Source organism: Virgibacillus subterraneus (assembly GCF_900110695.1).
GTDB lineage: Bacteria > Bacillota > Bacilli > Bacillales > Amphibacillaceae > Lentibacillus > Lentibacillus subterraneus.
In genome coordinates this window covers 553,139-574,380 of the sequence record NZ_FOEH01000002.1, presented here as the reverse complement: position 1 = coordinate 574,380, position 21,242 = coordinate 553,139, and the positions used below count along the sequence as shown (strand labels likewise).

25 protein-coding genes are annotated in these 21,242 nt (G+C 34.9%); 7 read left to right on the top strand and 18 right to left on the bottom strand.

The annotated features are described in order from the left end of the window. Positions 1-12: 12 nt before the first annotated feature. Positions 13-282, top strand: a complete 270-nt coding sequence (locus BMY13_RS09450; protein ID WP_092504138.1) for an acylphosphatase — start codon at positions 13-15, stop codon at positions 280-282. Between the two features lie 32 nt (positions 283-314). On the opposite strand, the gene BMY13_RS09445 is transcribed toward BMY13_RS09450, so the two are convergent. Next, on the bottom strand, positions 315-557 hold the full coding sequence (locus tag BMY13_RS09445; RefSeq protein WP_092492771.1) for a ferredoxin family protein: 243 nt from the start codon (positions 555-557) through the stop codon (positions 315-317). A gap of 146 nt (positions 558-703) precedes the next feature. Between BMY13_RS09445 and BMY13_RS09440 the strand changes: the two genes are divergently transcribed. Continuing rightward, a complete protein-coding gene (locus BMY13_RS09440; RefSeq protein WP_092492770.1) occupies positions 704-1,894 on the top strand; it encodes a M14 family metallopeptidase in 1,191 nt (396 codons plus the stop codon). 8 nt (positions 1,895-1,902) lie between these two features. Here the strand turns inward: BMY13_RS09440 and BMY13_RS09435 are convergent, their stop codons facing one another. The 6 genes from BMY13_RS09435 to BMY13_RS09410 form a co-directional block, all read right to left on the bottom strand. Then, positions 1,903-2,454 carry a histidine phosphatase family protein gene (locus tag BMY13_RS09435; protein WP_092504136.1) on the bottom strand — a complete coding sequence of 184 codons (552 nt, stop codon included), beginning with the start codon at positions 2,452-2,454 and terminating at the stop codon, positions 1,903-1,905. Between the two features lie 140 nt (positions 2,455-2,594). Continuing rightward, positions 2,595-2,801, bottom strand: a complete 207-nt coding sequence (locus BMY13_RS09430; protein ID WP_092504134.1) for a DUF6501 family protein — start codon at positions 2,799-2,801, stop codon at positions 2,595-2,597. A gap of 49 nt (positions 2,802-2,850) precedes the next feature. After that, positions 2,851-3,810 (bottom strand): peptide-methionine (S)-S-oxide reductase MsrA, encoded by a 960-nt coding sequence (gene msrA / locus BMY13_RS09425; protein WP_092504132.1) that lies wholly within the window; start codon positions 3,808-3,810, stop codon positions 2,851-2,853. Positions 3,811-3,896: 86 nt separating this feature from the next. Next, entirely contained in the window at positions 3,897-4,325 is a 429-nt protein-coding gene (gene vrrA, locus BMY13_RS09420; protein WP_092504130.1) for a VrrA/YqfQ family protein, read from the bottom strand. 408 nt (positions 4,326-4,733) lie between these two features. Then, a complete protein-coding gene (locus BMY13_RS09415; protein WP_092504128.1) occupies positions 4,734-7,844 on the bottom strand; it encodes an AAA family ATPase in 3,111 nt (1,036 codons plus the stop codon). 1 nt (position 7,845) lies between these two features. Beyond that, positions 7,846-8,997 (bottom strand): exonuclease SbcCD subunit D, encoded by a 1,152-nt coding sequence (locus BMY13_RS09410; RefSeq protein ID WP_092504126.1) that lies wholly within the window; start codon positions 8,995-8,997, stop codon positions 7,846-7,848. A gap of 97 nt (positions 8,998-9,094) precedes the next feature. Here BMY13_RS09410 and BMY13_RS09405 point away from each other — a divergent pair, with 97 nt between their 5' ends. Beyond that, a complete protein-coding gene (locus BMY13_RS09405; protein WP_175476761.1) occupies positions 9,095-9,424 on the top strand; it encodes a YolD-like family protein in 330 nt (109 codons plus the stop codon). 23 nt (positions 9,425-9,447) lie between these two features. On the opposite strand, the gene BMY13_RS09400 is transcribed toward BMY13_RS09405, so the two are convergent. The 7 genes from BMY13_RS09400 to BMY13_RS09370 form a co-directional block, all read right to left on the bottom strand. Next, complete coding sequence (locus BMY13_RS09400; RefSeq protein WP_092492762.1) at positions 9,448-9,669, bottom strand: YozE family protein; 222 nt, start codon at positions 9,667-9,669, stop codon at positions 9,448-9,450. A gap of 3 nt (positions 9,670-9,672) precedes the next feature. Continuing rightward, positions 9,673-10,434, bottom strand: coding sequence for a twin-arginine translocase subunit TatC (gene tatC / locus BMY13_RS09395; protein WP_092492761.1), 762 nt, complete (start codon positions 10,432-10,434; stop codon positions 9,673-9,675). 68 nt (positions 10,435-10,502) lie between these two features. Next, on the bottom strand, positions 10,503-10,694 hold the full coding sequence (gene tatA / locus BMY13_RS09390; RefSeq protein WP_092492760.1) for a twin-arginine translocase TatA/TatE family subunit: 192 nt from the start codon (positions 10,692-10,694) through the stop codon (positions 10,503-10,505). 19 nt (positions 10,695-10,713) lie between these two features. Beyond that, complete coding sequence (tatA, locus tag BMY13_RS09385) at positions 10,714-10,920, bottom strand: twin-arginine translocase TatA/TatE family subunit (RefSeq protein WP_092492759.1); 207 nt, start codon at positions 10,918-10,920, stop codon at positions 10,714-10,716. Positions 10,921-11,190: 270 nt separating this feature from the next. Beyond that, the gene (mobA, locus tag BMY13_RS09380) at positions 11,191-11,775 is read right to left on the bottom strand and encodes a molybdenum cofactor guanylyltransferase (RefSeq protein ID WP_092492758.1); all 585 of its coding nucleotides are present in this window, start codon (positions 11,773-11,775) and stop codon (positions 11,191-11,193) included. Positions 11,776-11,787: 12 nt separating this feature from the next. Then, positions 11,788-12,279: a dihydrofolate reductase gene (locus BMY13_RS09375; RefSeq protein ID WP_092492757.1), complete on the bottom strand. Its 492-nt coding sequence runs from the start codon at positions 12,277-12,279 to the stop codon at positions 11,788-11,790. A 23-nt stretch (positions 12,280-12,302) separates the two neighbouring features. Next, a complete protein-coding gene (locus BMY13_RS09370; protein WP_092504124.1) occupies positions 12,303-13,259 on the bottom strand; it encodes a thymidylate synthase in 957 nt (318 codons plus the stop codon). A 684-nt stretch (positions 13,260-13,943) separates the two neighbouring features. On the opposite strand from BMY13_RS09370, the gene BMY13_RS09365 reads away from it, so the two are divergent. After that, entirely contained in the window at positions 13,944-14,969 is a 1,026-nt protein-coding gene (locus BMY13_RS09365; protein WP_092492755.1) for a C40 family peptidase, read from the top strand. A gap of 80 nt (positions 14,970-15,049) precedes the next feature. After that, on the top strand, positions 15,050-15,406 hold the full coding sequence (locus BMY13_RS09360) for a DUF2512 family protein (RefSeq protein WP_092504122.1): 357 nt from the start codon (positions 15,050-15,052) through the stop codon (positions 15,404-15,406). Positions 15,407-15,711: 305 nt separating this feature from the next. Here BMY13_RS09360 and BMY13_RS09355 read toward each other — a convergent pair whose 3' ends face one another. Both BMY13_RS09355 and BMY13_RS09350 read right to left on the bottom strand, forming a co-directional pair. After that, positions 15,712-16,302: an HD domain-containing protein gene (locus BMY13_RS09355; RefSeq protein WP_092504120.1), complete on the bottom strand. Its 591-nt coding sequence runs from the start codon at positions 16,300-16,302 to the stop codon at positions 15,712-15,714. Then, entirely contained in the window at positions 16,302-17,972 is a 1,671-nt protein-coding gene (locus BMY13_RS09350) for a formate--tetrahydrofolate ligase (RefSeq protein WP_092504118.1), read from the bottom strand. The genes BMY13_RS09355 and BMY13_RS09350 overlap by 1 nt, the downstream gene beginning before the upstream one ends. A gap of 344 nt (positions 17,973-18,316) precedes the next feature. Here BMY13_RS09350 and BMY13_RS09345 point away from each other — a divergent pair, with 344 nt between their 5' ends. Together BMY13_RS09345 and BMY13_RS09340 are read left to right on the top strand one after the other, a co-directional pair. Beyond that, complete coding sequence (locus BMY13_RS09345; protein WP_036572880.1) at positions 18,317-18,517, top strand: cold-shock protein; 201 nt, start codon at positions 18,317-18,319, stop codon at positions 18,515-18,517. Between the two features lie 401 nt (positions 18,518-18,918). After that, the gene (locus BMY13_RS09340) at positions 18,919-19,593 is read left to right on the top strand and encodes a queuosine precursor transporter (protein ID WP_092493235.1); all 675 of its coding nucleotides are present in this window, start codon (positions 18,919-18,921) and stop codon (positions 19,591-19,593) included. A gap of 36 nt (positions 19,594-19,629) precedes the next feature. Here BMY13_RS09340 and BMY13_RS09335 read toward each other — a convergent pair whose 3' ends face one another. Together BMY13_RS09335 and BMY13_RS09330 are read right to left on the bottom strand one after the other, a co-directional pair. Beyond that, entirely contained in the window at positions 19,630-20,142 is a 513-nt protein-coding gene (locus BMY13_RS09335) for an isoprenylcysteine carboxyl methyltransferase family protein (protein ID WP_092504116.1), read from the bottom strand. Then, positions 20,139-21,230, bottom strand: a complete 1,092-nt coding sequence (locus tag BMY13_RS09330) for a type III polyketide synthase (protein WP_092504114.1) — start codon at positions 21,228-21,230, stop codon at positions 20,139-20,141. The genes BMY13_RS09335 and BMY13_RS09330 overlap by 4 nt, the downstream gene beginning before the upstream one ends. Positions 21,231-21,242: the final 12 nt, after the last annotated feature.

The window sequence follows — 21,242 nt, the reverse complement described above, 5'->3', positions numbered from 1 at the left end:
GGGAGTGATTACATGCTTCTACATGTAACTGTAAGCGGGCGAGTACAGGGAGTTGGTTTCAGGTACACCACTCAGCAAAAAGCAAAAGAACATGGTTTAACCGGATGGGTCCAAAATCAATCCAATGGTACTGTTGAATTGGAAGTTGAAGGTAAGGAGACAAGTGTAAATTCATTTTTAATAGAGCTGGAAAGTGGGTTTAATCAGTTCATTCGTGTTGATGATATAACAGTGGAGAAAATAGAGGAGCATAAGGGTTATAATAATTTTTCGATAAAATAAAAGCCGCCCTCTTATGAGTAGCGGCTGTTGCTTTATTGTTGATCTTCATAGAATTTACGATTTAAAGCAATGTATTCATTTTCTTCTTCAGGAACTTCATCTTCCATATAAATAGCTTCCACTGGGCAAACTGCTTCACAAGCTCCACAATCAATACATATATCCGGATCAATGAAGAACATATCTTTTCCTTCTTCTATACAATCAACAGGACAAACTTCGACACATTCGCCTGATTTCTCATCTTTACAAGGTGATGTAATAATAAATGCCAAGTAAATCTCCTCCTCAAAATTAAGGCCAAATATTTATTTATACAATAATACTACATAAACTTTCCTATTCTTTCAAGCTAATTACACACATAGTTAGGCTTTTATACATATTATTTATTATTCGATAAATAGAGGAGCGAATGTACATGGAAGTAATCATAAGACCAAATGATTCGTTTTGGTATTATAGCCAATTATTCGATATTCCACTCATATTAATAGAACAATCAAACCCACAACTCAATCCAGATCAATTACTAGTGGGACAAAGTATTAAATTGCCAGGGTATACATTAAATAATTACCAAATAAATGGAAATGATTCCTTATGGAAAATTGCAATTGAGAATAATATTCCAGTAGATATGCTTTTATTAATGAACCAGTCAATTGATGCAAAGAACCTTCAGATTGGGCAAACGATTGTAATTCCACAGCGTGTAAATGGTTTACTTATATCTGATTTTGACAATTATACATTTGAAAAAATGGTGAGCGATATTAATAACTTACTATCGGTTTATCCGTTTATCTCAAGACAAATAATTGGTAAATCTGTAATGGGTAAAGATTTAGTGGAGTTGCAGATTGGAAATGGTAGTAAACAAGTTCATATAGATGGATCTTTTCATGCTAATGAATGGATAACAACTTCTGTAATTATGCGGTTTGTAAATGAGTATGTTCTTTCACTGACAAATAAAAAGACTATTCGTGGTGTAAATATGCTTCCATTATATAATGAATCATTTCTATCAATTGTTCCAATGGTAAATCCAGATGGTGTTAATTTGGTTCTGGAAGGTGCAGAGGCTGCGGGAGAGTTTAAACAAGAAGTTCTTGAAATAAACTATCAGAATGAGGATTTCTCAAATTGGAAAGCAAATATATCAGGAGTAGATTTAAATAATCAATATCCAGCACTTTGGGAAGTAGAAGCAGCACGTAAACCGGATTCACCACAACCACGTGATTACCCTGGGCCATACCCATTATCTGAGCCAGAAGCTATTGCAATGGCAAATCTAGCAAGAGAACGAAATTTTTTGCGTGTTAATGCATTTCATACGCAGGGAGAAGAAATATATTGGGGATTCGAAGGGCTTGAACCAGCAGTTTCGAGAGCCGTTGTAAATGAGTACGCTCGTGTAAGCGGCTATCAGCCAATACGATATGTAGACAGTTATGCAGGCTATAAAGATTGGTTCATTCAGAACTTTAGACGTCCAGGATTTACAATAGAATTAGGAAGTGGCGTTAACCCGCTACCGTTCGCTCAGTTTGAGGAAATATATCAGGAAAGTCTAGGTATTATGGTAGCTAACTTATATTTATAGCATAAGGACTAATCACCCCATAAGCACTCTATTGAGTGGTTATTGCCCTCAATATTAATCAAATAAACATCAGGATTCCGAAGGCTTTTCCATCCTTCAAAACCAAAACTCGGGTCATATTGTTTCAGTAATAAAGCCATCAGATTTCCATGGCTTACTAGAATGACATTTGTTGCATTTTTATCCGACTGGACACTTTCAATTACTAACTTTGCCCGATTAACTGTATCATTACTTGATTCACCACCTGGCAAATTGAAGTCTAAATCTGTAAATGACTGTTCTAATACATCCATCCAATCATCAATCGGGTGCTCACTTAAAATACGTTCTTTTAATCGATCATCTATCTTAACTTCTATATTATTTTGTTCCGCGTAGGGCTTTATACTTTCAATTGCCCTCAAGTAAGGACTTGAAATGATTTTGTCTATATTTATATTCTGTTCTGTAAAAAAATCCGAAAGCAATTGTGCCTGCCTTATACCTTCATTTGTCAGTGGTGAATCCATATGTTGCCCGTCCGCAGTACAATGGCGAATTAAATATAAATTTTTCAAAATGATTCAATCCCTTCTGTAGAAGAATTATAATGGAAGTTCAAGATATTTCTAAATAGTAAATTAATTATAGCATTAATAGATTAAAATAGAAAATATAATATTTTTTGTTCATATAGAAAATAACAGGTCGAAACCTGTTATTTTAGTTCTTCAAAATAATATTTGTAAAATCCGCCAATCCGATTGCTGTTATCTATAATAAAATAAAACTCTTCAGTTTCATTCTTTACATCATATTGTTTCCCAGGAGTTAGTTTATTATGAACAATAAATTTTTGAGCGTCTGAATGGACGCACTCAACTATTTTCTCTGTGTCGCGTTCTTCCCAATTTAAATGAATCATTTCTATCTCTCCTTGTACAATTGGTTTACATAATTAAATTATCGTTGATCTACTTAAATAGATATAGATAGTTGCTGTATCCTTTGCCTTCCATTTCATCTTTTGGTATAAATCGCATGGCAGCTGAGTTCATGCAATACCGCATACCACCTTTATCATTTGGACCATCGTCAAAGAGATGCCCTAAATGTGAATCAGCGTTTTTGCTTCTAACTTCTGTACGAATCATTCCATGAGATGTATCTGTTTCTTCATTTAATTGGTGTGGATCAACAGGTTTGGTAAAGCTTGGCCACCCGCAGGCCGCATCAAATTTATCATGCGAAGAGAACAATACCTCTCCTGATACAACATCTACATAAATTCCCTCTTCTTCATTATCCCAATATGCATTATCAAAAGGTCTCTCAGTGGCATTTTCCTGAGTAACACTATATTGAATAGGACTTAACTGTTCTTTTAGCTTAACTTTATCAGTTTTTAGTTTCCAGTTACTCTTAATGAAATCTTCCCTGCCTGAACCTTTTTTATATAATTTGTAATGAAACGAGTTTTTCTTATAATAATCCTGATGTTCTACTTCTGCTTCATAAAAAGTTTTTGCAGGTATAATAGGGGTAATTACCGGTTTCGAAAACTTTCCACTTTGATCTAATTTTTGTTTTGACTGCTCTGCAATTTTTTTCTGCTTCTCATTATGATAAAAGATCGCTGTTTGATAAGATTCCCCCCTATCATTAAATTGCCCACCTGCATCAGTTGGATTTATCTGCTGCCAGAATGTATTAACCAGCTCTTCGTATGACATTATTTCAGGATTAAATGTTATTTGCACTGCTTCCACATGTCCTGTTGTGTTGGAGCAAACTTGTTCATATGTGGGGTTCTCGGTATTTCCACCTGTATAGCCCGATACAACATTGATAATACCCGGGCGTTGATCAAATGGTTCCACCATACACCAAAAACATCCACCCGCGAATGTTGCAAATTCATTTTGATTAGTCATTGTTTATACCTCCATTGCGTACAAAGTTATCTTAACCCTATTTTTTCGCATTTTAAAGAAAAAATCAAGTTGTGTGCCTTGTATAGTTAAATATATAACTTTGGTGTCGATTTACCAACATCTCTTTTGGAAGTATTTTGGTTATTTTTTGAATGTTTATGGTCATTCTTAGATTCTATTCTACTTGTTTGTTCCTCACTCTTACTTTCCGTATCATCATCTTCATTTAATGCTTTCATTAGCTTGAACATCGTTGGAAGATTTTTAGCAATTGGAGCATATTGTTGTACAATAGGGGCTGTAGATTGAACAACCTTTAATACTTTCTGTATGTTGTTCAGTGTTTGTGTAAGTCCTCCGATTCTATTTGGAGATAATAAATTTTGGGCATATTGTGGCGGCAAGAAACGATGCATCAAGTCTTGCAGGTGCGGTTCTTGTGGAACCCCCTGGAACCCTCCGCGATTTTGTAAGATATGATTACTAGGATTTTGCGGTTGTATAGGCCATACCATGTTATCCTCCCCTTCAAAACAATTTTCTAGATTATTGTACGTAATAAATTCTAAAGAGTGTAGGCAGACATCATTAATTATATTAAAAAGCCCTTACAAATTTTGTGTAAGGGCTTTGAATCTGGTTATTCTGCTACTTCTGCTGCAATAATAAATCCAATTGTTCCTGTTAGAATAATACCAAATACAATTGCCGTAAACATATTATCCCCTTCTTTCTTTTCTTATCCTTATATTATAAGTATAAGTGATAAGAGGACGATAAAGGTACTATACTTATGACAATTTCATGAAATATCAGTCATCTAACATTATTATTTCCCGGGCAACCGCATGTTACTACATAATTTTACATATATTTTGCGGTTTTTGCCGAATAAGTACGAATTCCGTCTCTGTCTTTTTTATCTATCCAAAAGAAAATCCTAGCTCAGAGCCCTGATTTGATGAAGTTATTTGAAGTTTTGCATGAATTTCACTTTTCAAGTGAGGTACGTGCGAGATAATTCCCAGTAAACGATTGCTATTCTGTAAGTCTTTTAGACAGTCAATTGCCTGCTGTAATGAAACATCATCTAACGTACCAAATCCTTCATCGATAAATAACGTATCCAGCTGCACCCCTCCTGCATGTGCTTGGACAACATCAGCAAGTCCAAGCGCCAAACATAGTGCGGCTTTGAAACCTTCCCCTCCAGATAATGTTTTGACAGAACGTTGTTTCCCTGTATGATGATCTAGCACTTCCAAGTCTAAACCACTTTGTGCTCCGCGTTTAGCAACTTGTCCACTGCGTATAAGCTGGTAGCGGTGTTCTGTCATTCTATCCAATCGTATATTTGATTGTAGTAAAATTTCATCTAAGAAGGATGCTAGTACATACCGTTCAAAAGAAAGCCTTAATTGATTATTACCATATGCTAATTCAGCTAGTTCTCCAATTTCGTAATATTCATCGGATAGCTTTTTCTGAATGTTACTTTTTTCTTTTATAGTTGTTTTTATCTGATGATTGTATTTTATTCTTGTATCTAGTGCGTTTAGGCTATCATGAATAGATTGCAGCTCAGTTTGTTTTCTATCTGCTATTTCTTCTAACAAGTTCAGGTCAGGCCGAGTTGTTTCTTTTATTTGATCTCCTAATTCTTTTAATCGATAGTTAATCTGTTCCGTTTTATTTTCATATGTTTTAATGTTTTGCTCGATTTCTGCCTGGTAGCCAGATGATAATTTACTTTTTTCGTAGTCTTCAATTGTTTCAAATCCGTTTTCTTCAATTGATTCTGCAAAAAGATTATATTGGATGTCATAATTATTTTTCGTATTTTTTTCAAACTCTTTTTGCTGTTCAAGGATTGTTTTTTCCTTTTGTAACGATTCCTGTGTTTGCTGAAACTTTTCTTTAATTGTTTCCCATTTCGTTAACCATGCCTGATATGTTTCTTCATAGTGCGATATCTTTTTTTGAAAGCTCTTAAAATCTACTATTTCCGGTGGCAAATGTTTCGCTATTTCATCTAAACGTGCTTCAATTTTTGCTAAAGACGAATTGGCTTTCTGGTAATTTTCAGTTAATTGATCAAACGTTTGTTTAAATTCCTTATTTTCCTGTTTTAACCGCATTTGTTCCGTTTTTAACATCTGTATTTCTTCCAAATTTTTCTGTAATTGGTTCTGTTCAAGGGATAATGTTTTAACTTTTTCATTCCATTTATCTAATTTGTTATTAACTTCATTTAGCTCTATACTTTGTAATTCTTCAGTTAGTTCTTCATATAGTTTGTTGACAGTTGCCCTTTGACTCTGACCTTTGGATTTAGAATCCGTGTATGTTGTTTGGAATGCAGTAAACTCTTTTTCTTTTTGCTGTAGTTTTTCCTGAAGTTGATCTAGTTCATCGATAAGTACTATTTCCTCATGTGCTTCAGCCTTATAAGGGTGGTCAAGTGACCCACACACTGGACAAGGTGAATTATCATGTAATTGTTTGGCCATTAACGCTGCATAATGTTCTCTTTGCTTAGCTTCCAATTCATTATAGTTTTTCCGTAATAGTTCTATTTCTTTCTGCATGTCATTATATTTAGTATGAACTGATTTAAAATCCGCTCGCAATTCTTGCAGGCGCTTGTTTTCTTTAGCTAGTTCGGAGATTTTACTCACCATTTGATGTGCTTTTTCCACTTCACTACTTTTCGAATAATAAGCTTTTGTTACTTCCTGATCATTACTTAATTTGTTTTCAATTTCTTCTATTTTATTATCTCGTATGGTTATTTTTTCCTTTAATTTTCCGAGTTCTGATTCCAAGTTTTCATGGGTTTTCTTTATTTTACTTGCATTATTTTCCTCTTCCTGATAGATCTTTATTTGCTTTAGCTGTTCACTGGCTTTTGTGATTGTTTCTTTAAGTTGTTCACGATCACTTTCCTTTTCTGCTTCTTCATTATATTTAGCAGAAATCGTTTCATACTCTTTTTCCAGATTCACTACCTTTTCTTGTTGCTTGGTCAATTGAGTCTGCTGTTCCTGCCATTCTTTTCTGCGTGCATAACTTTGTTCTTCAAAAGGCTGGATTTTTTGGGCATTTTTTGCTTGCTTTAATTCCTTTTTCTTTTGTTCTACTTCGTCTGCTTGTTGGTTCAGGTCCTTTTTTTCCTTTTTAAGAAACTCCACTTCGAGGTACTTTTCATCAAGTGATTTCCCTTTATGCAGGTTATTTTGGGATTCCTTCAGTTCTTGGGTCTTAGTAATTTTTAATTTTTCGCTTTCAACCTGCTGCTCTTTGAGAGATGCTATTTCCTGTATTAACTTTTGCATAACATGATCAATATTGTCAGTTTCGTCAAGTTCAATTGCAGTCCATTCAATTTTCGCTACTTCTTGTTGAATTAGTTGATCTAGGTTATTAATTTTATCTTTTAAGTCTTTTGATTGTACTTTCAACTCTTCGGTAATCTGTTCATAAAAATATGTGTGAAAGATCTTCTGTAAAATGACTTCACGTTCTTTACTATTTTCTGATATTAATTTCCGAAATTCACCTTGTGGTATTAGAATCATTTTGCGAAACTGTTCGTAATCAAAGCCCAGCTTTTCTTCCAGTGATTCACTTACTTCTTTAACCCGAGAGCTAATTAGATGCTTTTCATCATTAACAATTTCGTATAGAACTGCTTTTGCAGGTTCATCAGTGTATCCTTCGCCACGTTCCTTTTTCTTGGACTGTTTTGGATTACGAATTACCTCATATTCTTTTTGATTTAGAATAAACCGAAACTTTACTTCTGTCGGTTCATCAATACTTGCGAAGTGACTTCTAAGCGTGTCCTGATCACGATCAGAACCACTGGCACGCCCATAAAGCGCAAAACAAATTGCATCAAATATCGTTGTTTTACCTGCTCCGGTTGGGCCGGTTATTAAAAATATTGATTCTCCGCCCAATTCATTAAAGTCAATTACTTGTTTATTCCAATATGGTCCAAATGCAGTAAGACTAAGTGATATCGCACGCAAACTATTCCCTTCTTTCTCTTTCCAATAGTGATGTTACAATCTTTTCCACTTTCTGTTTACTTTCTTCAGATATTGATTCTCCCTTAATCTCTTCGTAAAAAGAGGCAAACAACTCTGTATGTGATTGTGTTTGCTTTTTTCGGATTTGCTCCAAATCAAGAAGGCCATTTTTCGATGTCCGCATAACGCGTTCAAGTCGCAGTATATTAGGATATACTTTTCGCAATTTATTCATTGGATCAACAATCTGACCATCGTCCAATAAACGAATATGTAAATAATCATCATTTTTTTCGATTGGGTCATTAATTAGTTGATCAAAATATCCTTCTACAATATTCATGTCGTGTTTTGGTATAAGTGGAATAAGTGACAGATGAACTTCTCCATCTTTATCAAGGTTGACCATTGTTATTGACTTTTTATGTTTAGCTTCAGAAAATGAATACTTTAAAATGGATCCACTATATCTGATCGTTTCATCCATTACACGTTGTGCCTGATGTAAATGTCCTAAAGCTACATATGAAAAATTTTCGAATAACGTTGTATCTATATAAGGGCTTCCACCCACCATTGACAATCGTTCTTCCGATTCTGACTCCATTCCCCCAGCTAAAAATGCGTGTCCAATAAAGACGTGTCTTTCATTCATATTATTTTCTTGTTCAATTTTGTTTACGATTGCTTCCATTGCTGATTGGTGAGAATAGATGTCCTCATCATCAAAAAAGGCCCGAACTTCCGCTGGCTCTAAATATGGGATTAAATGAAAATTTACTGGACCCGATTTATCCTGAATAACAATAGGTTCTAGCATGCTTGTTAATTTGGATTCAATATATAGTTGCTGTGAACGGAATAACTGATTTCCGAATTCAAGACGATCTGGACTGTCATGATTTCCAGCTATTGCAAGTATAGGTATTTTAAAATCCTGAATAATTTTGGTTAGGGTTCTATTTAATAATTCAACAGCTTCTTTCGGTGGTACTGCACGATCATATAGATCACCGGCAATTATTATGATATCCGGCTTTTCTCTATCGATAATTTCCACTAATTGCTGGAGTACATAATCCTGTTCTTCTGTCATATGAACACTATTTACAATCTTCCCTAGATGCCAATCCGCTGTATGTAGTATTTTCATTTTCCTTCCCCCCTCGTATGATAAGTTTATCATTAATCAGATACTTTTAGTTGAATAAGAACATATGTTTGCATATAATAAGTGTGAGGTGGTTATAATGTCAAAAGATCGAGGTACAATAAAGTGGGCTTCACTGATGCTTCCGGAACATGTTAAACTGCTTCAGGATATGTGGCGGGATGATTACCGAATGTCAAGACCTGTGCTAGATTCACAAGAAACAGAGATGCTTAATGCTCAAATACTGGAAGCCTTTGAATACAAATCAGCTATTTCAGTATCTATTTATTCAGATGGAACAGTTATAAACCGTCTTGGAATAATCACTAAATTAGATAGTCAAACGAATAATGTAATATTGCAATTAACTGATTCTACTCAGATAACGATAGCATTTGATGATATATTATCCATTACGATTAGATAAAAGCTCTGGTAAATTACCAGAGCCTAATCAATGTTTTTAGTTGTATAAATATCCCATAGTTGATCGAACACAGATAGAGCGTTGGCAAAAGGGCTGTTCCATTCTAAATAATTGCTAATCTCATCATAATCAGTTGAATGCTTTGGGAAATCATGATCGTAAAAAATCCAATCAGCAAGCCGACTCTCATCATCAGCTTGTTTCTTTCCCCGATGTGTCATCATATAATGATAGAATGATCGCATAGTTTACACCTCATTATTCTCCATAAACTCCTGATGCTTTTTAATTTTTTTTCGATAAACAATTCCAGATAAATAAATACTGATTTCATATAACACGATTAAAGGTATCGCCACAACGATTTGCAAAACAAAGTCTGGCGGGGTAATTATTGCTCCTACTATTACAAGGATAAGGTAAGCGTATTTTCTGGTTTTACGCATAAATTCAGGCGTAAGAATCCCCAAACTTGTAAGGAACATTGATAAAATTGGGATTTCAAATAATAGTGCAAACGGAATTGTTATACGAAATAGTAGCTTGAAGTACCTATCATACGTGAAAATTTCATCAAACATTCCGGTATTTAACGATAGTAAAAACGGTATTATTAGATTAACAAAAATAATATATCCAAAAACTAAACCACCTATAAACAACAAGAAAATAGCTGGTATGTATAGTAATGATGCTCGTTGTTCAGTTTTAGTTAACCCTGGTCTAATAAATAACCAAATTTGCAGACAAAGTAACGGCAATGTACCAATTATTGCAACCAATCCAGCCAGTGTTATATAAACGGAAACAGTGTCAGTTAGCCCTGTAATTTTTAAAGTAAAGTCCAAATCTTTTGTGAAAAAATAGTAAATTGATTCAACATAGATAAACCCAATAACAAATAAAGTAATGAATACAACTGCTGTAACAATAAGCCTGTTTCTTAATTCTGATAAATGTCCTACCAGGTTCATTTCTTTTTCATTTTCAAATTGCTGTTCTTCAGACATTATTTCACTCCTCCAGCACTCAAGCGCAAAAGAAGATGTAAGGTACTTTCCCCTACACCTTCAACAAGTCAATTATTTTTTGATGATTTATCATTTTTACTGGAATCATCATCTGAGACAATATCTTTTGTTGCATTTTTGAATTCTTTTAAAGAACTGCCAACAGCTTTGCCGATTTCAGGTAATTTTGATGGCCCAAAAACGATTAAAGCAATAACAAGAATTAAAATTAACCCTGGAATGCCAATATTTCCAATCATTCATAATCACTCCGCAAGATTATTTACTTTCTTCACTCTTAATGATACTTTTTGTTTCTTTTACCTCATCTGAAACATCACTTGTTAAATCACGTGCTGAATTCTTGAATTCATGCAATGTATTACCTGCTGCTTTGCCAATTTCAGGTAATTTTTTCGGACCAAAAATGACCAAAGCAATAATCAAAATCAGAATAAGTCCTGGAAATCCTATACTAGATAACATCGTAACACCTTCTTTGTATAATTAATTATATTATAATGTATTTAGACAATGACGTATATCCAAAAACGAAAAATACACATAATAGACATAGTTTATGTAAACGTATATAGTTTAACATGAATTTCTCTTGTTTAACAACTTTAGAAAATTTGGCATTCGTTAAACAGGTTCTTATGAAAGCGTATTTTACTGTTTTAGAACGCCTTATACTTCGAGTGCGAGCTTTTATGGAAAATGTCAGTTGCACCTATGTTAAAAATTATTTCTTGCTTAACTGCTAAATAGTTTTGCTTCTTTATATTGATCTGGATAGTTCATATTAAAAAAATGCCTTGTCACAACCTGGTTCGAAATGTGTTTAAAATTTTTAACATAGTTTACATTTATGTGGTTAAATAACTCCCTGACTTTTAGCTGATTTTTCGCTAATTGCTGCTGTATTTCAGGTAGGATATTACTGGTATAAACTCCTGACAGCGGATGCATCTTTTCTTTATAAATTGGAACAACGGCATCAAATTCACCTAATGATTGTAATAAATAATTAAATACATCCTTATGTACAAATGGCATATCACAAGCTGCAAATATATATATATCTGCATTAATGTTATACATTGCTGACTCTAGACCAGCAAGTGGACCTGAGTTCAGATACCTGTCCCCATACAAATCAAGATTAAGAAAATCAAAAGATGACGGAGTGTTAGAAATCACTGAAACATTGTGACTTACTAATTGAAGTTCATTTGTAATATGTTCAATGACTGGTTTACCTTCCAATGTTAAGAGAGATTTATTTGTTCCCATTCGGGACGACTTTCCACCTGAAAGAACAACTCCAGAAATATTCATTTACAACACTACCTATCGTTTACGATCATATTGCAGAAAATAATAATCGTAAGGGTTTTTCTCGTTCTTTTCCCCTTTTACTTTAGATGTTAAATTCCAATCTTCTTGTGAGAATTCAGGGAAATATGTATCCCCTTCGAACGTCTCTTCAATCCAGGTAATATACATCCGATCTGCATATGGCAGTATCTGCTCAAAGATAATGCCTCCCCCAATAACAAAAAATTCTTGTTCGGGATTTTCGTTGTTCCATTCACGTATGATTTCCATATTATCAATCACATCAACTTCATCTGGAAAGTCAGTTTGCTGTCGTGTAATCACAACATTTTTGCGGTTTGGTAATGGTCTGCCCATTGATTCATATGTTTTTCGCCCCATAATGATTGTGTTTCCGGTTGATTTTTGCTTAAAAAACTTCAAGTCATTTGGCAAACGCCATGGCAAATCGTTGTCAGCGCCAATTGTTAGGTTGCTATCCATAGCTACAAGTAATGATATCATGAAATTTTCGCCTCCTTTAAATTTTAGACTGCGATTGGTGCTTTAATTGAAGGATGTGGATCATAATCAATTAAATCAAAATCGGATAATTCAAAATCGAAAATCGAATTTTTCTCCTTATTAATTTTAAGTTTTGGTAATGGTCTTAAATCACGACCAAGCTGTGTTTTTATTTGTTCCACATGATTTGTATAAATATGTGCATCACCTAGTGTATGGACAAACTCGCCTACTTCAAGATTACATTCATGGGCAATTAAATAGGTTAATAACGCATAACTTGCTATGTTGAATGGTACACCCAAAAATATATCTGCGCTACGCTGATAAAGCTGACACGAAAGCTTACCATCAGCTACGTAAAATTGAAATAGTGTATGACATGGCGGCAAGGCCATATTCGGAACATCTTCAGGATTCCAAGCCGATACGATATGCCTTCTTGAATCCGGTTTGTTGCGGATGGATTCAATAACTTCTTTTAATTGGTCGATGGTTTCGTTTTGGGATGTTTTCCAATCACGCCATTGTTTCCCATACACCGAACCTAAATCACCAAATTTATTTGCAAAGTCATCATTATGAAGTATCTTTTCTTTAAAGTTCTTCATTTGTTCCTGATAAATAATATTAAATTGAGGATCCTGCTGACTGCGGTTTCCAAAGTCAGTCATATCAGGTCCGTCGTAATCACTGCTCTCTATCCACTTTTTAAATGCCCATTCATTCCAGATGTTATTATTATTTTGCAGTAAATAACGAATGTTCGTATCCCCTTTAATAAACCATAACAATTCACTGGATATTAAACGAAATGGAACTTTCTTAGTTGTTAGAAGCGGGAATCCTTCACTTAAATCAAAACGTATTTGATGACCGAAAATTGAATATGTACCAGTATTTGTTCGATCTTCCTTTATCGTTCCGTTTTCTAGAACATGTTTGCACAAATCCAAATATGCTTGTTCACCTTTCAGCATTTTTAACCCTCCATATACCATCATAATTATGATTGGCTCTTTTCATAAGTATTGTTGCTTTTTAATTTTTTGCAGTTGATTTAAACATGTAATGTTGTAAATATTTTATTATGACATCGTTGCAGAAGTAAAATTCACGCACTTAGGGCAACGCTTCAGCTTCCCCGGAAGCAAAAACCGCTTCCTGCGGGATCTTCATCTGTTGCTTCGACGAACAGGACGTTCTAGTACCAGCGTTGGTCACAGGACGTGGCCGGTTTTTAGCCGGTGACCCGAAAAAGTCCCCGTGTATTTCCTACGCTGGATATGATCAAAGTTAAGAAAGCTAACTACTTTTTACTTCATGGTGATAAGCCATGTTTTCTAAACAATTTCCTGGAAATTAACAATTTTATATTGTAATGAATAAAAACAAGATTTTAAACCATTTAAATCAGCATTTGGAATGTGCGAAACAGTGAGCCACACTATATGCTACGATAGGGTACCTTAAGCTTACATCGCAGTTTATATGATTTCATTACTTTGGTAAAGCAACAAGCTTTTAAAAAAACACCCCTTAGGATTTCACATCATCATTATAATTTAATTTATTGTAACACAAACGTAAACTAGCTGGGGCATAATCAACGCTAAATCGACATAAATCTGTTAAGAAGAGTCAACAAGAAAGGGGATATTTGTATGCTGAATGGTACTGTAGAACATGTGGTTAAACAATCTATTCTGTATAGTTACGTGTTAAGTCAACCGTTTTCTGTTTATGTTGATGCATATCCTGTCCTTCAAAATAAGCAGCTATTAGAAGCAGAACAGTTAGAGTATGGACAGCACGGTGAATCTGTTCGTGTTCTACAACACAAATTAAACAAATTATCCTACTACGACGACGAAATTCATGGAGATTTCACGGTTTTAACTGAGCATGCTTTAAAAAAGTTTCAGGCTGACAATAATATAACAATCAGCGGCCAAGCAGATATGATTACATTAACTACACTGATTAATAAAGAAAAGAAAAAGTACATGGAACAAATAGATGAAATGTCTGAGTCTATCTATCCGGGGATGAAAAGTGAAGATGTAAAAATAGCACAATATGCATTACAATACTTCGGTTATTATGAAGGAGATTTAGACGGAATATATGGTCCACTCACTAAAAAAGCATTAGAAATTGCTGAAGAAGAACATGGGTTAAAATTAATAGGTGAGTCTGATCAAGTAACAGAATCATCATTGACTGCGTTATATGAAAAAGACGAGAATGAAGAACAGAAAATAGAACAAAAGGTAAAAAAGGAATCAAAAGAGGAAACACAAAAGACAAAAAAGGTTAAAGTTACAAGTACTAATTATTCAAGTGCAATTGATGCGGCACATGCTCAAATTGGTACACCATATGTTTGGGGTGGTGAATCAACTAGAGGATTCGATTGCAGCGGTTTTATCCAATACATTTTTAAAACGGAAAATATTGTATTGCCTCGTACTGTTAGTGATGTATGGAATTTCACCCAACACATTGATAGCCCCTCTGTTGGAGATTTGGTCTTTTTTGAAACGTATAAGCCTGGACCATCACATATGGGAATCTATATTGGTGATGGAAAATTTATTCATGCTGGAGAATCACGAGGTGTAGAGATAAGTGAATTAAGTACTTCATATTGGGATCAAAGATATCTAGGTGCAAGAAGAGTCAACTAAATACTTAATTTGTCCGAACTGAATAAATCCTTCCTTTACTAATAATACTATTTTTAATAACACGTAAAGGTGGGATAATTATGACTGGGTTAGTTGTAAAGTTACTTATATGTCCAATTGGTTTATTTTTGGCTTCATGGGTCTTTCCGAATGTAGAGTTTGGATACTGGTATCAGCCAATTATACTCGGGGTTGTATTAGCTTTTGTAGGATATTTTATGGAGAGAATCTTGTTGCGTGAAGAAACTAATTGGCTTAGTGTATTCATGGATTTTGTTGCCACAACATTAATAGTTTACTTTGGAGCAATGTTATTTGTAGATACCAGAATAACTTTCTTTGGCTCCATTTTAACCGCTGCTCTACTGGCAGTGACGGAAATATTTCAACATAATTGGCTTTTAGACAGTGGCAGAATCAAAAAAGAAAACAGTTAGTGAATAACGTTAGAAAAATTGGCATTCTTTAAAGGGATTGTTATGAAAACATATTTTGCTTTCTTAAAATCCCTTATATTGGAGTGGAAGCCTTAATGTTGAGTGTCTTACTTGTTATTATGCAGTAAGAGATTATTTGTACTTTCCTAACTGCGAACAAAAGAGCAAGCGCTTGGTCAACGTCGTATGGAATGCCCCGCGCATCGCGAGTAATTGACGTTACAGCGCTTATATTTTATAGTTTCCAAAGCAGTGAAAAAAGTCGAGCAGAGTTGTTCTGCTCGACTTAATTTTTCTTGGGCAAGCTACCATTCATTAAAAAATTGGTCTAAATAGTTTTTCATGAAACTGTGTCGTTCCTCAGCAATTTGTCTTGCGGTAGACGTATTCATCAGATCTTTCAGTTTTAAGAGTTTATCGTAAAAATGCTGAATAGATGTATTCTCTTTATTGTCATTTCCCCAAATCAATTGTCCCTTTGAACCACCAAACGCAAAAGTTCGTGCAACGCCAATGGCTCCTAATGCATCTATTCGGTCTGCATCCTGAACTATTTTACCTTCAAGTGTTGCAGGTGTTGTTCCTTTGCTGAACGAAACATCTTTAGCAGCCGTGTTAATTTGTTTCAATTGGCTTTGCGTACAATTTATTGTTTGTAAAAAATCATTTAACTTGTCTAATTCATCACTACTATTTGAAAACAATTTCGAGTCTCCAACATCATGTATCCATGCAGCAGCCTCAGCTATAAATTGATCTGCTCCCTCTTGTTTAGCGATTAAACTAGTCATTCTAGCTACCCGTTTCATATGATAATAATCATGACCAGTGGCATCACTTGAAAAAATGTAATATATATATTCACGAATAGCATCTAATTTCTCAGTATTGTTCATTAAAATAATCCCACGATTTTTCCATCTTTAGCTACATCCATATTCAGTGCAGCTGGTTCTTTAGGCAATCCAGGCATTGTCATCATGTCTCCTGTTAACACAACAATAAAGCCTGCTCCAATCGATGGTCGCAGTTCTCTTATCGTAACAGTAAACCCTTTAGGTCTTCCTACTAAGGTTGGGTCATCAGATAAAGAGTACTGAGTTTTAGCCATACAGATTGGGAGTTTTCCCCACCCTTGTCTTTCGTAAAACTCCAACTGTTTTTTCGCTTTGTGGGATAGTTCAATACCATCTGCGCCATATACGGTTGTTGCTACTTTTCTGATTTTAGCTTCCAACGTTTCTTCCAAATCATAAACACGATTGAAGTTCCTTTCATCAGAATTAGCTTTATCAATAACTTTTTCAGCGAGTTCAACGCCACCTGCTCCACCGTTCGCCCAAACATCACTTAATGCTACGTCAATATTTCTGGATTCACACCATGTCATAATAAAGTCTGTTTCGGCTTGTGTATCCGTTGGGAATTTATTTATGGCAACGACAAAGGGAAGTCCAAAATATTCAATGGTTTCAATATGCTTTTTTAAATTTTCCATTCCTGCCTTAAGTGCTTCAACATTTTCGACAGTTAAGTTGTCTTTTGGAACACCTCCATGCATTTTTAATGCACGTACTGTTGCTACAATTACTACAGCATCGGTATCAAAATTGCCAGCACGGCTCTTAATATTAAGGAACTTCTCGGCACCAAGATCTGCGCCAAATCCTGCCTCTGTTACAACATACTCTCCAAGTTTTGCAGCTGTTTTGGTTGCCATTATACTATTGCAGCCATGTGCAATATTTGCAAAAGGCCCTCCATGAATAATTGCTGGTGTATTTTCAATAGTTTGGACTAAATTAGGCTTCATGGCATCTTTTAGTAATAGTGTAATGGCACCTTCTATTTTTAAGTCTTTAACTGTTACTGGCTTTTCATCGTATGTATAACCAATAACTATTCTCGAGACCCTTTCCTTTAAATCTTCAAGATCTGTTGCTAAACACAAAATAGCCATTATTTCTGAAGCTACTGTAATTGTGAACCCATCTTCCCTTGGAACTCCACGTAATGGTCCTCCTAGCCCGACAACTATTTGACGCAGCACACGGTCATTCATGTCCATTACTCGTTTCCATTCAATCCGACGGGGATCTATATTCAAATCATTTCCTCGTTGTATGTGGTTATCAATCATGGCTGATAACGCATTATTGGCACTTGTTATTGCATGTAAATCACCGGTGAAATGTAAATTAATGTCTTCCATTGGCAGTACTTGTGAGTATCCCCCGCCTGCCGCTCCGCCCTTCATTCCCATGACTGGTCCTAAAGATGGCTCTCGCAATGCAATAATCGCTTTTTTGTTTAATTTGGTAAGTGCTTGTCCTAACCCAACAGTAACAGTAGACTTTCCTTCTCCAGCAGGTGTTGGATTAATTGATGTTACCAGGACAATCTTGCCTTCTGGTTTTTCTTTTAATTTGTCCAATAAAGAGTCAGACAGTTTTGCTTTTGTGTGACCATAAGGTTCCCAGTCTTTATCTGTTAATTCCAATCCTTTGGCAATTTCCCCAATTGGCTTTAGTTCAGCTTGTTGAGCTATCTCGATATCCGTCTTCATTTGTACTCCTCCTTGCAACAATAATATATATAGTGTAACGCATTTAACATTATTTTCACATAATTTTAGAGGATTTTTAAAGCGTTTACATTATAAACTAAGAAGCCTTTTTTTGTTATAAAATATTTGAGTTTATTATGCCTAACATCTTGACGGCTAGACGAAAATAGGCTATATTAGACATAAGCAAAGAAGATGTATGGAATCATTAACGACAGGCAGCTTCCATAGAAGTGGACGTACTAGTGATCCTACCTTCTATACGAGGTTGTCTTTTTTGATATTCATTTATCTGCTTTGTATTAACACGTTTTACGTGAAAGTTTTTAGGAGGATTTATTTACATGGAAAACGGAGTAGTAAAATGGTTCAACGCAGAAAAAGGTTATGGCTTTATTCAATTGGAAGAAGGAAATGATGTATTCGTACATTATTCAGCTATCCAGGAAGAAGGCTTTAAGTCTTTAGAAGAAGGACAAGAAGTTTCTTTTGAAATTGTAGAAGGCGAACGTGGCCCACAAGCTGCAAATGTAACTAAAAAATAACCCAACAATATATAAAGCGGTAATCTTTTTCAGATTACCGCTTTTTTTGATGGTTTTATACTGCATAAATGCAATTATTCCATTCACCAACTGGATAATCATTCACGTCTTGGCCGACGTATATGACGTACTATTCTAGTGCCGTTGACGCCACTGGACGTGCCGTTCTCACCCGCCAGTGCCTCGTGGACTTCCCTTAACTTGTCTACGATAAGATAAATTTATTCCTTCTTGGGCTTCAATGATTTTATAACTTTTTAAAATGTTCATACGTAATATGTTGTCTATTGAATTTCAATCCCCCCTTGCTTCTTAAACTGTAAAAACGTATAATGAATTTTGTTGTTTTATCGCGGTTCGTAAACTCCCGCGTTATCAAAACTAAGGAGGAATTTATTATGATGCCAAATGAAATAATTTGGATATTGTTTGCCCTTGTTAACTTCTCATTATTACTGTTATTTTACCGCTTGTTTGGAAAAATGGGTCTTTTTGCATGGATAGGTATGGCAACAGTTATCGCAAATATTCAGGTACTTGAAACAATTGAACTATTTGGGTTAACTGCAACGTTGGGAAATATAATTTATGGCACAGCATACTTAGCAACCGACATTTTGAACGAAAAGTATGGTAAAAAGGATGCGAAAAAGGCTGTATGGCTAGGATTCTCAACTTTAATTACAATGACGATTATGATGCAAATAGTACTTGTATTCGAACCTGGTGCAGACGATATTGCCCACGGATCACTAGCAACAATTTTTGGAATGATCCCACGTATAGCTGCCGGTAGTCTGGCTGCTTATGCTATTAGCCAATATTTCGATGTTTGGATCTATGACAAACTACGGAAATTGTTTCCATCAGATAAAAATTTATGGATTCGAAATAATGGCAGTACAGTAGTAAGTCAACTTCTTGATACTGCTGTCTTTTGTACAATAGCATTTTATGGTGAATATCCAACCTCCGTTTGGCTGGAAATTTTCCTTACGACGTATATAATTAAATTCGCAGTAGCATTAATTGATACACCATTTATGTATATTGCTAAAAACCTGCATAAAAAATAAGCTTAAAGAGGATAGCGAATATGCTATCCTCTTTTGTTACAAGGTTGCTTTCGTTAACGCTTTTTCTTCACGCGGAATTCTTACTTTTAAGAGAATGATATGCAGGAGCGGAAATACAAATGCAGTTAAATAGGCTCCTAAAAGAAACGGAATTATAAATAACTCTATAGCGACAATAATATAATTTGGATGTTTCACGTATTTGTATGGTCCTTTTTTAATCAGCGAGACTCCTGGCAGAACAATAATTTTTGTATTCCAGAATTTTCCTAAAGTATGAATACACCATATTCTTCCTAATTGTGTTAATAAAAATATAGTGATCAAAAAGTAATTAATTCCGGTACTGTTATTATTATTCAAAAGTGCTTCAAAAATCATCGACAAAAAAAAGATGCTATGAAGCCATATAAACCATTTATAATGCTTCTCCCCTTTTTCGATACCTCCCCTATCTTTCATCCATCTTTCATTTCGCTTGGCAATGTTTAGTTCTATCAGCCTTTGTGCAATAACTACAATAATTAATAGCCACATCCAAGTTGTCATCTTTCATTCCACTCCAATATTAATAATTCTGAACTAAATCCTGGCCCTAAGGCTGATAAAATACTTTGTTCTTTTTCCGGTACTTCCTCTTTTAACCATTCATGCAGTATGTAAAAGACGGTTGCTGAAGACATGTTCCCGTGGTTTCCAAGTACACGATACGAATGTTTAAACTTTTCTTGTGGAACCTGTAGAACATCTTCCATAGCTTCTAATACCTTTTTACCTCCAGGATGTGAAATAAATGAATATATTTCATTTCTGTTTATATTATTATCTTGCAGAAATGTTTCAATATGCTTCTTCCAGAATGTCTGCACAAGTGCTGGAATACTTTTTGAGAATACTACTTCCAATCCATCATTTGTAATGTCCCATCCCATAACGGAATTACTGTTCTTCATAGTTGCTGAGCTCGTATGCTTTATTTGTGGCTTTACTTTCTTTGCATGAGATAGATAAGTTGAATTTTCACCTACTAATAAAGCAGCACCCACTCCGTCTCCAAATAGGGCTGTACCAATTAAGTTGCTTTTTTGATTATCATCTTTTTGAAATGTTAGACTGCATAGTTCGCATGAGATAATAAGCACTGTTTTATCAGGATGAGCTTTAAGCCAGTCAAAAGCCCGGGATAATCCTATTGCGCCCCCTGCACAACCTAATCCCCATAGCGGCATACGAGAAATATCTTCTCGGATAGGACGCTCGTTCATTAAATATGTATCTAACGAGGGCGTAGCTATTCCAGTACTCGATACAAAGATAATTAAATCAATAGCTTCGTATGGAATATCCTGTTTAAGAAATTCTTTATTAGTTAGACAAGCGTCCATAGCTTTTAATGAATAATTGATAGCGTGTCTATGATATAAATCATTCTTTTCCTGGAATGAGTGCTTTTCTTTAAACCATTCCTCTCCCACTACAAACTGTCTTTTATTAATCATTGCATGGTCAAATACAGGTAATAATCTGGATAATTGTTTTTCAGAGTATGTGAAAATTTCCCTGACTAGATTTTTAACTGAAGGCTGTGATAATTCATTTGAAGGAATACCTAATCCAATTGAACAAATAAATGACATGAACTCACCTTT

Excerpts from the sequence above, each read along its gene's own strand:
- BMY13_RS09355 (WP_092504120.1), bottom strand. The coding sequence starts at position 16,302 with ATGAACAATACTGAGAAATTAGATGCTATTCGTGAATATATATATTAC.
- BMY13_RS09350 (WP_092504118.1), bottom strand. The coding sequence starts at position 17,972 with ATGAAGACGGATATCGAGATAGCTCAACAAGCTGAACTAAAGCCAATT.
- BMY13_RS09400 (WP_092492762.1), bottom strand. The coding sequence starts at position 9,669 with ATGCGATCATTCTATCATTATATGATGACACATCGGGGAAAGAAACAA.
- BMY13_RS09410 (WP_092504126.1), bottom strand. The coding sequence starts at position 8,997 with ATGAAAATACTACATACAGCGGATTGGCATCTAGGGAAGATTGTAAAT.
- BMY13_RS09365 (WP_092492755.1), top strand. The coding sequence starts at position 13,944 with ATGCTGAATGGTACTGTAGAACATGTGGTTAAACAATCTATTCTGTAT.
- tatC (WP_092492761.1), bottom strand. The coding sequence starts at position 10,434 with ATGTCTGAAGAACAGCAATTTGAAAATGAAAAAGAAATGAACCTGGTA.
- vrrA (WP_092504130.1), bottom strand. The coding sequence starts at position 4,325 with ATGGTATGGCCTATACAACCGCAAAATCCTAGTAATCATATCTTACAA.
- BMY13_RS09450 (WP_092504138.1), top strand. The coding sequence starts at position 13 with ATGCTTCTACATGTAACTGTAAGCGGGCGAGTACAGGGAGTTGGTTTC.
- BMY13_RS09370 (WP_092504124.1), bottom strand. The coding sequence starts at position 13,259 with ATGCTGAAAGGTGAACAAGCATATTTGGATTTGTGCAAACATGTTCTA.
- BMY13_RS09360 (WP_092504122.1), top strand. The coding sequence starts at position 15,050 with ATGACTGGGTTAGTTGTAAAGTTACTTATATGTCCAATTGGTTTATTT.
- BMY13_RS09375 (WP_092492757.1), bottom strand. The coding sequence starts at position 12,279 with ATGATATCATTACTTGTAGCTATGGATAGCAACCTAACAATTGGCGCT.
- BMY13_RS09345 (WP_036572880.1), top strand. The coding sequence starts at position 18,317 with ATGGAAAACGGAGTAGTAAAATGGTTCAACGCAGAAAAAGGTTATGGC.
- BMY13_RS09440 (WP_092492770.1), top strand. The coding sequence starts at position 704 with ATGGAAGTAATCATAAGACCAAATGATTCGTTTTGGTATTATAGCCAA.
- msrA (WP_092504132.1), bottom strand. The coding sequence starts at position 3,810 with ATGACTAATCAAAATGAATTTGCAACATTCGCGGGTGGATGTTTTTGG.
- tatA (WP_092492759.1), bottom strand. The coding sequence starts at position 10,920 with ATGTTATCTAGTATAGGATTTCCAGGACTTATTCTGATTTTGATTATT.
- BMY13_RS09330 (WP_092504114.1), bottom strand. The coding sequence starts at position 21,230 with ATGTCATTTATTTGTTCAATTGGATTAGGTATTCCTTCAAATGAATTA.
- mobA (WP_092492758.1), bottom strand. The coding sequence starts at position 11,775 with ATGAATATTTCTGGAGTTGTTCTTTCAGGTGGAAAGTCGTCCCGAATG.
- BMY13_RS09340 (WP_092493235.1), top strand. The coding sequence starts at position 18,919 with ATGCCAAATGAAATAATTTGGATATTGTTTGCCCTTGTTAACTTCTCA.
- BMY13_RS09430 (WP_092504134.1), bottom strand. The coding sequence starts at position 2,801 with ATGATTCATTTAAATTGGGAAGAACGCGACACAGAGAAAATAGTTGAG.
- BMY13_RS09335 (WP_092504116.1), bottom strand. The coding sequence starts at position 20,142 with ATGACAACTTGGATGTGGCTATTAATTATTGTAGTTATTGCACAAAGG.
- BMY13_RS09405 (WP_175476761.1), top strand. The coding sequence starts at position 9,095 with ATGTCAAAAGATCGAGGTACAATAAAGTGGGCTTCACTGATGCTTCCG.
- tatA (WP_092492760.1), bottom strand. The coding sequence starts at position 10,694 with ATGATTGGAAATATTGGCATTCCAGGGTTAATTTTAATTCTTGTTATT.